Origin of the sequence: Actinospineispora eucalypti (genome assembly GCF_039543365.1) — a bacterium.
Taxonomy (GTDB): Bacteria; Actinomycetota; Actinomycetes; order Mycobacteriales; family Pseudonocardiaceae; genus Pseudonocardia; species Pseudonocardia eucalypti.
On the sequence record NZ_BAABJP010000015.1, the window covers coordinates 295,363 to 310,780 of the forward strand.

The window sequence follows — 15,418 nt, forward strand, 5'->3', positions numbered from 1 at the left end:
GAGGACCAAACCTGACACCATCGACGGTAGGCTTGACTGACCGCCCGGTCAAGGTCGATCTCCCCAGCTCATGCCGGCCTACGGGTGCCAGGAGTCGTCCGAGGCGAGCACCGTCAACCGTTGGGTGGCGCGGGTCAGGGCCACGTAGAGCGCGCGCTTGCCGGTGGAGGACTCGGCGATCAGCTCCGCCGGCTCGACCAGGACCACGGCGTCGTACTCCAGGCCCTTCGCCTCCAGGCTGCCGGCCACCCGCAGCCGTTGTTCCGAGGCGTCGCCCTCGGCCAGCCGGGTGCCCAGCCAACCGGCGACCTCTTCCCGGCGGCCCATGGTGGTGATCACGCCGACGGTGCCTTCCACCGCCGCCAGCAGCTCGTCGGCCGCCTTTGCGCAGGTCGCCGGCAGGTCCGCCGCGGTTACGCTCAGGATCGAGGGCGGGAAGCCGGTGGAGCGCACCGGCTTGGGCAGCTCGGACGGCGGCACGTCGTCGCGCACCACCGAGGCGGCCAGCTCGAAGATCTCCGCCGAGTTGCGGTAGTTGGTGGTCAGCTGGAAGCGCCGGCGCTGCTTCACCCGGCCCAGCGCCGACTCGCGCGCCTTGGCCGCCTCGTCGGGCAGCGGCCAGGAACTCTGCGCCGGGTCGCCCACGATGGTCCAGCTGGCGTACTGCCCGCGCCGGCCCAGCATCCGCCACTGCATCGGGGACAGGTCCTGGGCCTCGTCCACGATCACGTGGCCGTAGAAGAACTCCCGGCCCCGGCGGCCCTGGCCGCGCTCGCCGGCCAGCACCCGCAGCTCGTCCAGCAGCGGCACGTCGGCCACCGACCAGGCCGGCTCCGGCTCGCCGTCGGCCGAGCGCCAGGACGCGGCCAGCCCGGCCACCTGGGCCGGCCGGTACCCGCGCCCGGCCACCGAGGCCAGCCGGTCCGGGTCCCCCAGCCAGGACAGCACGTCGGTCGGCCGCAGCTCCGGCCACCAGGCGTCCAGGAAGTCGTCGAACTCCGAGCGGTCGCCCAGCTCGGTGAGCAGCGCGTCCCGTTCCAACCCGAGATCGGAACCGGACCGCCACAGCGCGTCCAGCAGCGCGGTGGCCGCCTCCCGGCGCGCCCGGTTGGGCACCACCCGCATCCGGTGCACCGCCTGGCGCACCTCGGTCAGCCGGGTCCCGGAAAGCCGCAGCACCTGCCCCCGGTAGACCAGGCGCAGCTCGGTCGGCGCGCCCGGCGGGTCCAGCGCGAGCGCGGCCTTGAGCAGCCGCCGCATGCGCCCGGAGCCCTTCAGCTCGGCCAGCTCGGGCGGGTCCACCCGGCTCGCGGTCACCCCGTCCAGCACGCCGCCGAGCGCGCGCAGTTCCACGGTGTCCTCGCCCAGCGAGGGCAGCACCCGGGAGATGTAGTCCATGAACACCGGGGACGGCCCGATCACCAGGACGCCGCCGGAGAACCGCCGCCGGTCGGCGTACAGCAGGTAGGCCGCGCGGTGCAGCGCGACGGCGGTCTTGCCGGTGCCGGGGCCGCCGGTGATCTCGGTGATCCCGCCGGCCGGCGCGCGGACCGCCTCGTCCTGTTCGCGCTGGATGGTGGCCACGATGTCCCGCATGGCCGGGCCGCGCGCGCGGGAGAGGTCGGCCATGAGCGACCCCTCGCCGACCACCGGCATGCCCTCCGGGGCGGCGTCCGGCATCAACAGGTCATCGGTCAGGTCGGTGACCCGCTGGCCGAAGCTGCGGATGGTGCGCCGGCGCACCACGTCCATCGGGGACTCCGGGGTGGCCCGGTAGAACGCGGCGGCGGCGGGCGCCCGCCAGTCCACCACCAGGGACTCGAAGTTGGGGTCGCGCACGCCGAGCCGGCCCACGTACTGCGCCTGCCCGGACACGTTGTCCAGCCGTCCGAAGACCAGGCCCTCGTGCTCGGTCTCCAGCTCGCGCAGCATCCGGCTGGCCTGGAAAACCATCACGTCCCGCTCGAACAACGCCCCGGGGTGCCGCTCCTGCCCTCGGCGGTACCCGGCGGACCTCAGGTCGCGGGCCTCCGCGCGCAGCTCGGCGAGCCGCTCGTACACCCTGTCCACGTGCCGCTGCTCGGCCGCGATCTCGTCTCGCCTAGTCGACATCACGTCTCCCCAACTGACCGAAGAGGACACTCTACGTCGCCACCCCGACAGCAAACGCTCACCCGGCCCCGCTTTGACCCGACACGGCAAGACGGGTACCACTGCACGTGTCCGCGAGCCACCGCACACCGCGAGGATTGCCGCTCAACCATGTCTGCCCAGACCCAGCACTCCGAGCACGAACTGACCGAACCGAGCGCCGACGACTTCCGGCACGCCAGGGACGTGCCGCTGGAACCGGACTGGTTCAAACGCGCGGTGTTCTACGAGGTACTGGTCCGGGCGTTCGCCGACTCCAGCCGGGACGGCACCGGTGACCTGCGCGGGCTCACCGAGAAGCTGGACTACATCGAATGGCTCGGCGTGGACTGCCTGTGGCTGCCGCCGTTCTACGACTCGCCGCTGCGCGACGGCGGCTACGACATCCGGGACTTCCGGGCGGTGCTGCCCGAGTTCGGCACCGTGGAGGACTTCGTCCACTTCCTGGACCAGGCGCACAAGCGGGGCATCCGGGTGATCACCGACCTGGTCATGAACCACACGTCGGACCAGCACCCCTGGTTCGAGGAGTCCCGGCGGAACCCGGACGGTCCCTACGGTGACTTCTACGTATGGGCCGACGACGACTCCGGCTACCCGGAGGCGCGGATCATCTTCGTCGACACCGAGACGTCCAACTGGACCTACGACCCGGTGCGCGGCCAGTTCTACTGGCACCGCTTCTTCTCCCACCAGCCGGACCTGAACTACGACAACCCGGCCGTGCAGGAAGCCATGCTGGACGTGCTGCGCTTCTGGCTGGGCCTGGGCATCGACGGGTTCCGCCTGGACGCGGTGCCCTACCTGTACGAGCGGGAGGGCACCAACTGCGAGAACCTGCAGGAGAGCCACGCCTTCCTGAAGCGCTGCCGCAAGGTGATGGAGGACGAGTTCCCCGGCCGGGTGATGCTGGCCGAGGCCAACCAGTGGCCGTCCGACGTGGTCGAGTACTTCGGCGACGCGGAGATCGGCGGCGACGAGTGCCAGATGGCCTTCCACTTCCCGCTGATGCCGCGCATCTTCATGGCGGTGCGCCGGGAGAACCGGTTCCCCATCTCGGAGATCCTGGCCCAGACGCCGGCCATCCCGAGCGGCTGCCAGTGGGGCATCTTCCTGCGCAACCACGACGAGCTGACCCTCGAGATGGTCACCGACGAAGAGCGCGACTACATGTACACGGAGTACGCCAAGGACCCCCGGATGAAGGCCAACATCGGCATCCGGCGGCGCCTGGCCCCGCTGCTGGACAACGACCGCAACCAGCTGGAGCTGTTCACCGCGCTGCTGCTGTCGCTGCCCGGATCGCCGGTGCTCTACTACGGCGACGAGATCGGCATGGGGGACAACATCTGGCTGGGCGACCGGGACGCGGTGCGCAGCCCGATGCAGTGGACGCCGGACCGCAACGCCGGCTTCTCCGCCTGCGACCCGGCCCGGCTGTACCTGCCGGTGATCATGGACCCGCTGTACGGGTACCAGACGGTGAACGTCGAGGCGCAGATCAACTCCACCACCTCGCTGCTGCACTGGAACCGGCGGATGATCGAGGTGCGCAAGCGGCACGCCGCCTTCGGCATCGGCGAGTTCCACGAGCTGGGCGGGTCGAACCCGGCGATCCTGTCCTACGTGCGGTCCATGCCGGGCGCTGTGCACGGGGACGGCGACACCGTACTGTGCGTGAACAACATGAGCCGTTTCCCGCAACCGGTCGAGCTGGACCTGTCCCCGTGGCGCGGCTGCGCGCTGCACGAGCTCACCGGCGGGGTGCCGTTCCCGGCCATCGGCGACCTGCCCTACCTGCTCACCCTGCCCGGTCACGGGTTCTACTGGTTCTCCATCCAAGCCGGGGAGGAGACTAGGTGACCAGCGCGGAGACCCTTCGCCAACTGGCCGAATGGCTGCCCGAGCGGCGGTGGTTCGCCGCGAAGGGCCGGCCGATCGGCCGGGTCTCCGTGGTCCAGTCGGCGCGGCTGCGCACCGGCGAGCCGAGTGCCGAGCTGCTGGTACTGGCCGTCGAGTTCGCCGACGCCGGTCCGCCCGAGCGCTACCAGCTGCTGCTCGGCCACCGCGCCGAGCTGCCCGTCGAGCTGGAGCACGTGGCGATCGGGCCGGACGGCCACTACGACGGACTGTGGGATCCGGAGCTGTCCGCCGAGCTGCTGGGCGCGCTGGCCGGCGGCGAGCGGCGGGACTGGTTGCGCTTCGTGCCGGAACCCGGCGCGGAGATCCCCACCGGGCTGCCCGGGCGGGTGCTCGGCGTCGAGCAGAGCAACAGCTCGGTGGCCTTCGGGGACGCGCTGCTGCTCAAGCTGTTCCGCCGGCTGGCCCCCGGGGTGAACCCGGACCTGGAGCTGCACCGCGCGCTGCGCTCGGTGGGCAGCGGGGAGGTGGCCGAGCTGCTCGGCGCGCTGGAGGGCTCGCTGGCCGGCGAGCCGGCGGTATTCGGCATCGCGCAGGCGTTCGCGGCCAACTCGGCGGACGGCTGGGCCATGGCCCTGATCAGCATCCGGGACCTGTTCGCCGAGGGCGACCTGCGCGCCGACGAGGTGGGCGGGGACTTCTCCGGCGAGGCGTTCCGGCTGGGCCAGACGGTTGCGGTGATGCACGGCGAGCTGACCCGCGCGCTGGGCACCACCGAGCTGGACCCGGTGGACGCGGCGCGGGGGATGGCGCGGCGGCTGGCGCTGTCCGTGCCGGCGGTGCCCGAGCTGGCCGAGCTGGCGGAACCGCTGCGCGCCGCGTTCGACGCGGTGGCCGAGCTGCCCGGTCCGCTGCCCGCGCAGCGGGTGCACGGGGACCTGCACCTGGGCCAGACCCTGCGCACCCCCACCGGCTGGCTGCTGATCGACTTCGAGGGCGAGCCGGCCCGTCCGCTGGAGGACCGCCGCCGCCCGGACAGCGCGCTGCGGGACGTGGCCGGCATGCTGCGCTCGTTCGACTACGCGGCCTACCACCAGCTGGCCGACTGGTTCGAGGTGGAGTCCGGTGAGTCGGACAACCAGCTGGTGTGGCGGGCCGAGGAGTGGGCCACCCGCAACCGGGACGCGTTCCTCGACGGGTACGCCGACAAGGCCGAACTGAACCCCCGCGACCACCCGGTGCTCCTGCACGCGCTGGAGCTGGACAAGGCGGTCTACGAAGTCGTCTACGAGACCCGGCACCGCCCGACCTGGGTGGGCGTGCCGCTGCGCTCGCTGCGCCGGTTGCTCAGCGCGGAGGAACACCGGTGAACCGCCGGGTCGACCGCCGCACCGCGCTGCTCCTGCTCGGCGGCGGGCCGTTGCTGCTCGCCGGCTGCGGCTACGCCGACCCGGACGACTCGGCGGTCGGGCCACCGGCGTCCCGCCCCGGGCTGGCCGCGCTGGAGGCCCGGTTCCCGGGCCGGCTCGGCGTGTACGCGCTGGACACCGGCTCCGGCGAGACCATGGAGTACCGCAGCGACGAGCGGTTCCCCATCTGCTCCACGTTCAAGGCACTGGCGGCGGGCGCGGTGCTGCGGCTGGGCCAGTCCAGGGCGGGGCTGCTGGACCAGGTGATCCGGTGGCCGGCCAGCGAGGTGGTCTCCGCGTCGCCGGTGACCGAGAAACACGTGGCGGACGGCATGACGGTGGCCGCGCTGTGCCAGGCGGCGGTCACGATGAGCGACAACACGGCCGGCAACCAGCTGCTCAAGCTGATCGGCGGACCCGGCGGGCTGACCGAGTTCGCCCGCTCGCTGGGCGACCGGGTCACCCGGCTGGACCGCTGGGAGCCGGAGCTGAACGTGGTGGCGCCCGGCGAGGAGCGCGACACCACCACCCCGGCCGCGATGGCCGCGAACATCCGGGCCCTGGTACTCGGCGACGCGCTGGACTCGACCGGCCGCGACCTGTTGACCGGTTGGCTGGTGGGCAACCAGACCGGCGGCGCGCGCATCCGCGCCGGGCTCCCGGGCCAGTGGCGGGTCGGCGACAAGACCGGCGGCGGCGCCGCCGGCGAGGCCAGCGACGTGGCCGTGGCCTGGCCACCCGAGCACGAGCCGCTGGTCATCGCGGTCTACACCGTGCCGGCCGACGGCAAGCCGAACAACCCGGTCCTGGCCGCCGCCGCGACCGAGGTGGCCCGCACCCTGGTCCCCCCGGCCGGATAGCGCGACGTACTCCGGGCGTTCGGATAAGCAAAGGACGCTGGGCCGTTCATGGTCAAGTAGCGACGGGAGACGGCCTACCGGCGGGTAACGTCGCTCGCCGCTACCTGACCATGAAGCCCCGCCCGTGAGTCGCCGGATTGTTCCGCTCGATTTCGTCCACCGGGCCGGAGCGAGACGGTATGATTCTTGGTATGACCGCCTCGGCCAAAGAGAAGATCGCCGTCACGCTGGACCCGGAGGTGTTGCGGGGCGTGCGGTCGGCCGTCGCGGCCGGGTCGGCGCGCAGCGTGTCCTCCTTCGTCGAGCAGGCGTTGTGGAACCATCTGGCCGCGACCGCCGAGTTCGACGCGTTGGTGGACGACATGCTGGACCGGACCGGCGGCCCGCCGACCGAGGAAGAGCGCGCCACCGCGCTGCGCCTGCTCGGGTGAGTGGGGTCGTCTTCGACACCGGCGCGCTGATCGCCTTCGAGCGCGGTGACCGGGCGGTCGCGGTACTGCTGCGGGAGGCCCGCCGCGAAGGGGCCACCGTCACCGTGCCCGCCGGATGCGTTGCGCAGGCGTGGCGGAACCCTCGCCGGCAGGCCCGGATCGGCCTGCTGCTGAAGCAGCCGAACGTGCGAATTCAGCCCCTCGACGCGGACGACGCGCGGCGGATCGGGCTGCTGCTCGCCGCCACCGGCACCTCGGATGTGGTCGACGCGCATGTGGCGCTGTGCGCCCACCGCCTGGGCCAGGCCGTCCTCACCAGCGATCCGGACGACCTGCGCCGCCTGTCCGCGAAGCTGGCCGTCCGGGCGGTGTGAGCGACTCCTCGCGCCGGCGAGCCACATTTCTCAGGTTGGCCCTTTCGATCCCGGCCGGTGCGGGCGGAGGATTGTAAGGGGTGATCCGGCCGTGAAACTGACACAGCGAATTCGCGCGATGCGCGAGAGTTGGGACGCATACGCCGAGCTCAGCGAGCGCAGGGCGCTGCTGCGCCGGCCCTGGGAAGAGGACATCCTGCACTGGTCGTACACGCAGGGTGCCTGGGTGCTGCACGGCCGGACGCTGCCCCCGGACCAACGGCGGCGCTACGGCGTGACCCGCTCCGGCTGGTGCGCGGGCAGCGGCTGAGCCGGCCTACCCCTCGGCCAGTGAGCGGTAGACCGGGCGGAGCAGCTCGGGCAGGGTGCGTCCGCGCACGGTCAGCTCCAGCGGCGGGAGCTGGTCCAACAGCGCGGTCACCGGCACGGCCGGGGCGGCGAACACCGGCGGGGCGCCGGCCGGCGCGTAGTAGCGGTCCAGGCATTCGGTGAGCGGGGGCGGGCCGGGTTCCGCCGGCGGCAGGTCGGCCGACGCACCCGCGTCCGGCTGGGCCTCGGGGGCGGGCGCGCGGCGTTCCCTGATGTGTTCCAGCAGGGTGTCCCGGTCCCGGCCGCGCAGCGCCAGGATGCCGAACGGGTCGTCGTCGAAGGACTCGGCCAGCAGGTAGATCACCGCGGCCAGGTGCTTGCACGGCACCGCCTGGTCCGGGCAGGTGCAGTCCATCGCCAGGTCCGCCGCGCTGGCCGGGAAGAGGGTCAGCCCGACCGAGGTGAACACCTCCTCGATGTCCGGCGGCATCTCGCCGGCGAGCAGCTTGGCGGCGTACCAGGCGCTGTCGGCCATCGCCTGCTCCACCCGGCCCCACTCCGGCTTGCCGAAGGTGGGCACGCCGATCCGCACGTCGTACGGCTTGGGCCGGCTGCCCTGCACCCGCCCGGTCACCGAGCCGGCGGACAGCTCGAGGGAGATCACCTGGCCGGCGCGGGCATAAGTGCGGCCCCGACTGAGACGGCCGCCGACGCCGAGCGACTCGAGCACCTCGATGAACCGCCCGGACCACCAGGACTGCCCGATCGCGCCCCGCGTGCTGCGCGCCTTGAGGCCGCCCTCCACCCGCAGCGGCCGGGTCGGCCCCCGCTCCCGCCACCACGGCCCCTCAGTCATCCGAGGCCACCTCCGTGTCCAGCGCGAACAGCTCGCGCAGCTCGGTGGTGGACAGCTCGGTCAGCCAGCTCTCGCCGTCGCTGATCACCAGGTCGGTGAGCTCCTTCTTCCGGGCGATCATCTGGTCGATGCGTTCCTCGAGCGTGCCGGCGCAGACGAACTTGCGCACCTGCACGTTGCGCTTCTGCCCGATGCGGAACGCGCGGTCGGTGGCCTGGTTCTCCACCGCCGGGTTCCACCAGCGGTCCAGGTGCAGCACGTGGTTGGCGGCGGTCAGGGTGAGCCCGGTGCCGCCGGCCTTCAGCGACAGCAGGAAGATCGACGGTCCGCCGTCCGCCTGGAAACGGGCCACCATCTCGTCCCGCTGCTTCTTCGGCGTGCCGCCGTGCAGGTAGAGCACCTCGGTGTCGAACCGGGCGGACAGGTGCGGCACCAGCATCTCGCCGAACTCGGTGAACTGGGTGAAGCACAGGGCCTTGTCGCCCTCGGCGAGGATCTCCGCCAGCACCTCCTCCAGCCGGATGATCTTGCCGGAGCGGCGGCCGATGGGTGAGCCGTCGTGCAGCAGTTGGGCCGGGTGGTTGCACACCTGCTTGAGCTTGGTCATCGCGGCCAGCACGTTGCCCCGGCGCTGGATGCCGTCCGCGCCCTCGATCTTCTCCAGCATGTCGTCGACCACGGTCCGGTACAGCGAGGCCTGCTCGGCGGTCAACCGGTAGTCCTGCACGATCTCGATCTTCTCGGGCAGGTCGTCGATGATGTCCCGGTCGGTCTTCAACCGGCGCAGCAGGTAGGGCCGGGTGACCATGCGCAGCCGTTCCACCGCCTGTTCGTCGCCGTGCCGCTCCACCGGGATGGCGTAGCGGTGGCGGAAACGCTCGCTGGTGCCCAGCACGCCGGGGTTGAGGAAGTCCATCACCGACCACAGCTCGGACAGCCGGTTCTCCATCGGCGTGCCGGTGAGCGCGATCCGGTGGTCCGCGCTCAGCCGGCGCACCGCACGGGCCGCCTGGGACAGGCTGTTCTTGATCACCTGCGCCTCGTCCAGCACCACCCGGTGCCAGTCGACGTCGGCCAGCGCCTCGATGTCCCGGGTGCCGGTGCCGTAGGTGGTGACCACCAGGTCGGCCCCCGCCACCGCGTCCACCAGGTCCTGGCCCCGGGCCCTGGCGCCGCCGTGGTGCGGGTAGATCCGGAGCGCCGGGGTGAACTTGCCCGCCTCCCGCTGCCAGTTGCCCACCAGCGACATCGGGCAGAGCAGCAGGGTCGGCTTCCGCGTGCCGGCCGCGCGTTCGCGGGCCTCCAGGGCGAGCAGCTGCACGGTCTTGCCCAGGCCCATGTCGTCACCCAGGCAGGCGCCCAGCCCCAGGGAGGCCAGGAAGCTCAGCCAGGACAGCCCGCGCCGCTGGTAGGGCCGCAGGGTGGCGCCGAACCCGGGTGGTGGGTCCACCGGCGCCAGGGTCCGCTCGGCCGCGCCGGAGAGCAGGTCGCCGAGCCAGCCGTCGATCTGGGCGGAGACGATGGGCAGCGGGGTCTCTTCCTGGTGGGCGCCGGTGGCCAGGTCCAGCAGCTCGCGCGCGGTGGCCGCGCCGGTCGGCGCGGAGCGCAGGAACTCCAGGCCCCGGCGCAACCGGTCCGGGTCCACCGCCACCCACTTGCCGCGCAGCCGCACCAGCGGTGCCTTGGCGTTCACCAGCTCGGCGATCTCGTCCTCGGTGAGCACCTCGCCGCCCACCGCCAGCCGCCAGTCGAACCGGCCCAGCGAGTCCCGGGACAGCCCGCCGGCGGTGACCACCCCGTCCACCGGCGTGCTGGTGGCCGAAACGGACAGGCCCAGCCGCGCCTGCGAACCCCACCAGGACGGCAGCAGCACCCCGAACCCGGCCTGGTCCAGCCGGCCGGCCGCGTCGGCGAGGAACCGGTAGGCCCCCTCGGTGTCCAGCTCCAGCGCGACCGGGCGGGCGGCCCGCAACGCCTCGGCCAGATCCGGGTAGACGGCGCTCGCCCGGGCCAGCTCGGCCAGCAGCACCTCCTGCGGCTCCTCGATCCACCGGTGCAGCGCGTTCGGCTCCCGCCAGATCTGCTCGGCCGGCACCAGCAGGCTGGGGTCGATCACCGAGCGGAGCAGGAACTCCAGCCGCCACACGGTGTCCGGCAGGTCCGGGTCGGGATCGGCCGGGTCGTCCGCCGGCACGGTCTCGGTCAGCCGGAAGGTGGCCCGGGCCGGGCCGGTCGGCTCCGCGCCCACCCCGTCCCAGGGCTCCAGCCGCCGGGCCAGCGCGGCCAGCTCGGCCGGTTCCGCCGGGTCGAACGTGCCGTCCCCGGTGAGCAGCGCGGCCAGCCACTCCTCGGCCAGGGGTTCGCGGGTGGCCCGGCGGCGGCCGGTTCGGGGCGAGTGCCCGGTTCGGCGTGTGACACCGCCGGCGACCGAGGGCGCGCCGGCGTGGCCGATGCGGTCCCGCACGACCGAGTCGGCGAGCGTGGTGAGGGCGTCCTCGAGCAGCTCGGCCGGGTCCTGCCCGGCCGAGCCGGTGAGCGTGGCCAGCCCGTGCGGCCCGGTCTGCTCGGCGCGCACCACCGGGGGCATCGCGGCCAGCAGGGCGTGCCGCGCCGCCGCGTCCGGCCCGGTCAGCACCGGCCGCCAGGCCGCGCGCGGGCGGTCGTCGTGTGTGCGCAGGGAGGGCACCACCCGGCCGCGGGCGGCCAGGTCGGCGGCGAACTCGGCCAGCAGCCGCAGGAAGTCCACCGATGCGCCGTACCGGACCTCGTCCACCGGATCGACCAGCTCGGCCGGGTCCACCCGGACCACCGGCACCGACCAGGCGAGCAGCTCCGACTCGGCCCTCAGTCGCTTGCGGGCGGGCGCCGCCCTGGTCAGCTCCGGGGAGTCCAGCGGGGCCGCCCGGTGCGAGGGCAGCAGCAGGGTGGCCAGGCCCGGCTTGCCGGGGTGGATGGCGGCCAGCTGGTCGGCGGGCAGGGCGAACGGGTGCGGCCGGGCCGAGCGCCGCGCACCGCTGGGACTGCGCGCCGGCCGGTCACCGTCCTCCGCCCACAGCAGCAACCCGCGCCCGCGCGACCACAACCCGTGGACCGCCAGCACTCCCGTCCTCCCTCGTCCGCCTGAAAGGCAGGCTACCCACCAGGTCCGACACCCCAGCCGCCCCCGGCCGCCGCACGCGGTACCGCCAGCGATGCTCCGATCCACCGCAACCCGACGGTTCATGGTCACGTCGCGATGAGAGCCCTTACCCGCTGGTAGAAGGTCTCTGGTCGCGACGTGACCATGAACCCGCGCCCCAGCACCAGACCCACTCCACTCGTAGCTGGGCCCCGGTTCCGCGCCTCCGTTCCGCGCCTTGTTACGGACCGTGGTCGACTGCGGGGGCTGCTGGTAGGCGGCTTCACCCAGCGCAACCTCAGTCCGGTGAACTTCATGATCGAACCGGACTGAACTTGCCCTCGATGCGCGCCAGGAAGCTCGGACCCGCTCGCGGGCCGCACCGACCACAACAGTGCGTAGCGACGAGGGTGACCGCTACCTAGAAACAACGCAACGGGCCGGCACCGAGCCACGGCAGGCCACCCAGCCGCACCGTCCGAGCCCCTTTGAACCGCCGTCGAGGCCTACTCGGTGTTGACCCGGCTGCCCGACCCGTTTCGAACCGAACCGACACTGGCCGCCGAATTCCTGCGCTGGACCTTCCCGGCCCCCGGCTCGTCCTCGAGTCCGACGCAGCCGACGATCTTCCTAGCCGCCTCGCCGGACTGGGCATAGCCGGTGGCGCCACCTACGACGCGCTCATCGCGCTGACCGCCCGGCACGCCGGCGCGGAGCTGGTCACCCTGGACAAGCGCGCCCACGACACATACCGGCGCCGCGGCACCGCCACGCGCCTGATCGGCCCCGCGCTTACGCGGCCACGCGAGGAGGCCTGACCCGAGTATGTGGGCGTGTCGTGGTTACGCCCGCCTCGTGTTGGGTAGGCCTCCGTCGTGAGGGAGCCACGTTCGCGCATGGGCGCTACCAGGGTCTGCATCGATCCGGTGGGGCCAATAGGCTATAGCGCCGTGCCAGCCGAACTGACCAACCCGGCCACCCTGCCCGTCAACCCGCCGACCGCCGAGGACGTCTCGCGCCTGTTCGGCGGCAGTCATCACGACCCGCACTCGGTGCTGGGCAGCCACCCGGTGAACGGCGGAGACGGCGGCACCGTGGTCCGGGTGCTGCGCCCGAACGCGGACGCCGTCGAGGTCACGTTCACCGGTGAGACCGAGGCGTACCCGCTGCACAAGGTGCACGACGGGGGTCTTTTCTCCGCGCTGCTGCCGCACCGGCCGGCCGACTACCGCATCGACGTGCGCTACGGCGAGTACGTGGAGCACACCGACGACCCGTACCGCTGGCTGCCCACCCTCGGCGAGGTGGACCTGCACCTGATCGGCGAGGGCCGGCACGAGCGGCTGTGGGAGGCGCTCGGCGCCCACCCGAAGGCGTACGACACCCCGGGCGGCAAGGTCGAGGGCACCAGCTTCGCGGTCTGGGCACCGACCGCGCGCGGCGTGCGGGTGTGCGGCGACTTCGACGGTTGGAACGGCGTCGGCCAGCCGATGCGTTCGCTGGGCAGTTCGGGCGTGTGGGAGGTGTTCGTGCCCGGCGTGCGCCGGGGTGCCCGGTACAAGTTCCGCATCCTGGGCGCGGACGGGCACTGGCGGGAGAAGGCCGACCCGATGGCCTTCGCCGCCGAGACCCCGCCGGCCACCGCGTCCGTGGTCACCAGCTCGGACTACGAGTGGGGCGACGCCGAGTGGGTGCGCCGGCGCAATGACTCCAGCCCGGTCAACGAGCCGATGAGCGTCTACGAGTTGCACCTGGGCTCGTGGCGCGCCGGGCTGACCTACCGGGAGGCGGCGGCCGAGCTGGTCGAGTACCTGGACAAGACCGGGTTCACCCATGTCGAGCTGCTGCCGGTGGCCGAGCACCCGTTCGGCGGCTCCTGGGGTTACCAGGTCAGCTCCTACTACGCGCCGACCGCCCGCTTCGGCCCCCCGGACGACTTCCGCCACTTCGTGGACACCCTGCACCAGGCCGGCTACGGGGTGATCGTGGACTGGGTGCCGGCCCACTTCCCCAAGGACGAGTGGGCGCTGGCCCGGTTCGACGGCACGGCGCTGTACGAGCACCCGGACCCCCGGCGCGGTGAGCAGCTGGACTGGGGCACCTACGTGTTCGACTTCGGCCGCAAGGAGGTGCGCAACTTCCTGGTCGCCAACGCCCTGTACTGGCTGGAGGAGTTCCACGTCGACGGCCTGCGGGTGGACGCGGTGGCGTCGATGCTCTACCTGGACTACTCCCGCGAGGACGGCCAGTGGGAGCCGAACGTCCACGGCGGCCGGGAGAACCTGGAGGCGGTGTCGTTCCTGCAGGAGATGAACGCCACCGTGTACAAGGCGCACCCCGGCGTGGTCACCATCGCCGAGGAGTCCACCTCCTGGCCGGGGGTGACCCGGCCGACCCATCTCGGCGGCCTCGGCTTCGGCTTCAAGTGGAACATGGGCTGGATGCACGACACCCTGCACTACGTCGGCAAGGACCCGGTCTACCGCGGCTACCACCACAACGAGATGACGTTCTCCATGGTGTACGCCTACACGGAGAACTTCGTGCTCCCGCTCTCCCACGACGAGGTGGTGCACGGCAAGGGCTCGCTGTGGGAGCGGATGCCCGGCGACGAGTGGAACAAGGCGGCCAACCTGCGCGCGCTGCTCGGCTACATGTGGGCGCACCCGGGCAAGCAGCTGCTGTTCATGGGCGGTGAGCTGGGCCAGCGCCGGGAGTGGTCGGAGTCCCGCTCGCTGGACTGGGGCCACACCGACCACCCGCTGCACGCCGGCATCCAGCGCCTGGTCGGCGACCTGAACCGGCACTACCGCGCGCAGCCCGCGCTGTACAGCCTGGACAGCTCGCCGGAGGGGTTCTCCTGGATCGACGCCAACGACGCCGCCGGGAACGTGTTCTCCTTCCTGCGCACCGGCGGCGACGGCTCGGTGCTGGCCTGCGTGGCCAACTTCGCCGGCCACCCGCACGAGAACTACCGGGTGGGCCTGCCGTTCGCCGGCCGGTGGCGCGAGCTGGTGAACACCGACGCGGAGAACTACGGCGGCTCCGGGGTGGGCAACCTCGGCTCAGTGGTTGCCGAGGCCACCGAATGGCACGGCCGGCCGGCCTCGGCGGTGCTGCGGGTGCCGCCCGCCGGGGTGCTCTGGCTGCTCGGCGAGCGCGACCCCGATAGCTGATCAGTCCCGCGCGGTGTGGTCGGTGATCGCGGGGATGACGGTGTCCCAGACCTCGGGCGGGGGCATCTGGTGGCCGACGCCGGGCAGCGGAACCAGCTTGGCGTCCGGGATCTCGCGGGCCAGCGCCTCGGCGTGGCCGTAGGGGAACAGCGGGTCGGCGGTGCCGTGCATGACCAGCGTGGGCGCGGCGATCTCGCCCAGGCGGGGCCGGACCGGCTCGGCACCGCCGACCATCCAGTGGTTGGTCGCGGCGGCCGGATCCGGGGAGCGGTCGAAGGCGCGGCCGGCGATGAGGCGGATGCGCGACTCGTCCACCGGGAGGGTGCCGGCGAAGCCGCGTTCACCCTCGATGAAGTAGGCGATCACCGATTCGCGATCGGTCCAGTCCGGGCCGGGAGCGGGTTCCTGGAACCGCTCGGCCAGCGCGGGGCTCATCGGGGGTAGGTCGGAACCACCGGGGGAGGTGGAGATCAGGGTCAGAGTGGCGACCCGGTCCGGGTGCAGCACCGCGAGGGTCTGGGCGAGCATGCCGCCGCCGGACATGCCGACGACGTGCGCGGCGCCCAGCCCGAAGGCGTCGAGCAGCCCGAGCGCGTCGGCCAGCTGATCCTCCCCGGTGTACGGGGGCTCGCCGACCGGGAACGTGGTCGACCGGCCGGTGTCGCGGCTGTCGTAGCGCAGGACGTGGCGTCCGGCCGACGCGAGCCGGCCGCAGAACTCGTCCTCCCACCAGTCCATGGACGCCTCCGCCCCGCCGATGAGCAGGATCGCCGGGCCGCCCGGGGTGCCGAAGGCCTGTGCGCACAGTTCGATCCCGTTCACCGGGACGATCCGCTCGTCGGCGGGCTGCACGTGCTCGGTCATCACGAACCTC

12 protein-coding genes are annotated in these 15,418 nt (G+C 72.6%); 7 read left to right on the forward strand and 5 right to left on the reverse strand.

From position 1 onward, the window contains the following. Positions 1-78 precede the first annotated feature (78 nt). Entirely contained in the window at positions 79-2,112 is a 2,034-nt protein-coding gene (locus ABEB12_RS17490; RefSeq protein WP_185059366.1) for an ATP-binding domain-containing protein, read from the reverse strand. A gap of 150 nt (positions 2,113-2,262) precedes the next feature. Between ABEB12_RS17490 and treS the strand changes: the two genes are divergently transcribed. The 6 genes from treS (at position 2,263) to ABEB12_RS17520 (ending at position 7,395) form a co-directional block, all read left to right on the forward strand. Next, complete coding sequence (treS, locus tag ABEB12_RS17495) at positions 2,263-4,014, forward strand: maltose alpha-D-glucosyltransferase (RefSeq protein WP_185059365.1); 1,752 nt, start codon at positions 2,263-2,265, stop codon at positions 4,012-4,014. Continuing rightward, entirely contained in the window at positions 4,011-5,381 is a 1,371-nt protein-coding gene (locus ABEB12_RS17500; protein ID WP_345702903.1) for a maltokinase N-terminal cap-like domain-containing protein, read from the forward strand. Before treS ends, ABEB12_RS17500 begins: the two co-directional genes overlap by 4 nt. After that, on the forward strand, positions 5,378-6,280 hold the full coding sequence (gene bla, locus ABEB12_RS17505) for a class A beta-lactamase (protein WP_185059364.1): 903 nt from the start codon (positions 5,378-5,380) through the stop codon (positions 6,278-6,280). The genes ABEB12_RS17500 and bla overlap by 4 nt, the downstream gene beginning before the upstream one ends. A gap of 191 nt (positions 6,281-6,471) precedes the next feature. Further along, entirely contained in the window at positions 6,472-6,711 is a 240-nt protein-coding gene (locus ABEB12_RS17510; protein ID WP_185059363.1) for a hypothetical protein, read from the forward strand. Continuing rightward, the gene (locus ABEB12_RS17515; RefSeq protein ID WP_185059362.1) at positions 6,708-7,085 is read left to right on the forward strand and encodes a PIN domain-containing protein; all 378 of its coding nucleotides are present in this window, start codon (positions 6,708-6,710) and stop codon (positions 7,083-7,085) included. Before ABEB12_RS17510 ends, ABEB12_RS17515 begins: the two co-directional genes overlap by 4 nt. Positions 7,086-7,203: 118 nt before the next feature. After that, a complete protein-coding gene (locus ABEB12_RS17520) occupies positions 7,204-7,395 on the forward strand; it encodes a hypothetical protein (protein WP_185059361.1) in 192 nt (63 codons plus the stop codon). Positions 7,396-7,401: 6 nt separating this feature from the next. Here the strand turns inward: ABEB12_RS17520 and ABEB12_RS17525 are convergent, their stop codons facing one another. The 3 genes from ABEB12_RS17525 to ABEB12_RS17535 all read right to left on the reverse strand — a co-directional run bounded on the left by ABEB12_RS17525 (position 7,402) and on the right by ABEB12_RS17535 (position 12,111). Further along, a complete protein-coding gene (locus tag ABEB12_RS17525) occupies positions 7,402-8,250 on the reverse strand; it encodes an SWIM zinc finger family protein (protein WP_185059360.1) in 849 nt (282 codons plus the stop codon). Continuing rightward, the gene (locus tag ABEB12_RS17530; RefSeq protein WP_185059359.1) at positions 8,243-11,350 is read right to left on the reverse strand and encodes an SNF2-related protein; all 3,108 of its coding nucleotides are present in this window, start codon (positions 11,348-11,350) and stop codon (positions 8,243-8,245) included. Before ABEB12_RS17530 ends, ABEB12_RS17525 begins: the two co-directional genes overlap by 8 nt. A gap of 524 nt (positions 11,351-11,874) precedes the next feature. Then, positions 11,875-12,111 carry a hypothetical protein gene (locus tag ABEB12_RS17535; RefSeq protein WP_185059358.1) on the reverse strand — a complete coding sequence of 79 codons (237 nt, stop codon included), beginning with the start codon at positions 12,109-12,111 and terminating at the stop codon, positions 11,875-11,877. A gap of 153 nt (positions 12,112-12,264) precedes the next feature. On the opposite strand from ABEB12_RS17535, the gene glgB reads away from it, so the two are divergent. Further along, positions 12,265-14,544 carry a 1,4-alpha-glucan branching protein GlgB gene (gene glgB / locus ABEB12_RS17540; RefSeq protein ID WP_185059357.1) on the forward strand — a complete coding sequence of 760 codons (2,280 nt, stop codon included), beginning with the start codon at positions 12,265-12,267 and terminating at the stop codon, positions 14,542-14,544. Here the strand turns inward: glgB and ABEB12_RS17545 are convergent, their stop codons facing one another. After that, complete coding sequence (locus tag ABEB12_RS17545) at positions 14,545-15,408, reverse strand: alpha/beta fold hydrolase (protein WP_185059356.1); 864 nt, start codon at positions 15,406-15,408, stop codon at positions 14,545-14,547. Between the last annotated feature and the right edge of the window lie 10 nt (positions 15,409-15,418).

Bases quoted from the DNA above. Each gene is read 5' to 3' on its own strand.
- treS (WP_185059365.1), top strand. From the start codon at position 2,263: ATGTCTGCCCAGACCCAGCACTCCGAGCACGAACTGACCGAACCGAGC.
- ABEB12_RS17545 (WP_185059356.1), bottom strand. From the start codon at position 15,408: ATGACCGAGCACGTGCAGCCCGCCGACGAGCGGATCGTCCCGGTGAAC.
- ABEB12_RS17490 (WP_185059366.1), bottom strand. From the start codon at position 2,112: ATGTCGACTAGGCGAGACGAGATCGCGGCCGAGCAGCGGCACGTGGAC.
- glgB (WP_185059357.1), top strand. From the start codon at position 12,265: ATGGGCGCTACCAGGGTCTGCATCGATCCGGTGGGGCCAATAGGCTAT.
- ABEB12_RS17520 (WP_185059361.1), top strand. From the start codon at position 7,204: ATGCGCGAGAGTTGGGACGCATACGCCGAGCTCAGCGAGCGCAGGGCG.
- ABEB12_RS17525 (WP_185059360.1), bottom strand. From the start codon at position 8,250: ATGACTGAGGGGCCGTGGTGGCGGGAGCGGGGGCCGACCCGGCCGCTG.
- ABEB12_RS17510 (WP_185059363.1), top strand. From the start codon at position 6,472: ATGACCGCCTCGGCCAAAGAGAAGATCGCCGTCACGCTGGACCCGGAG.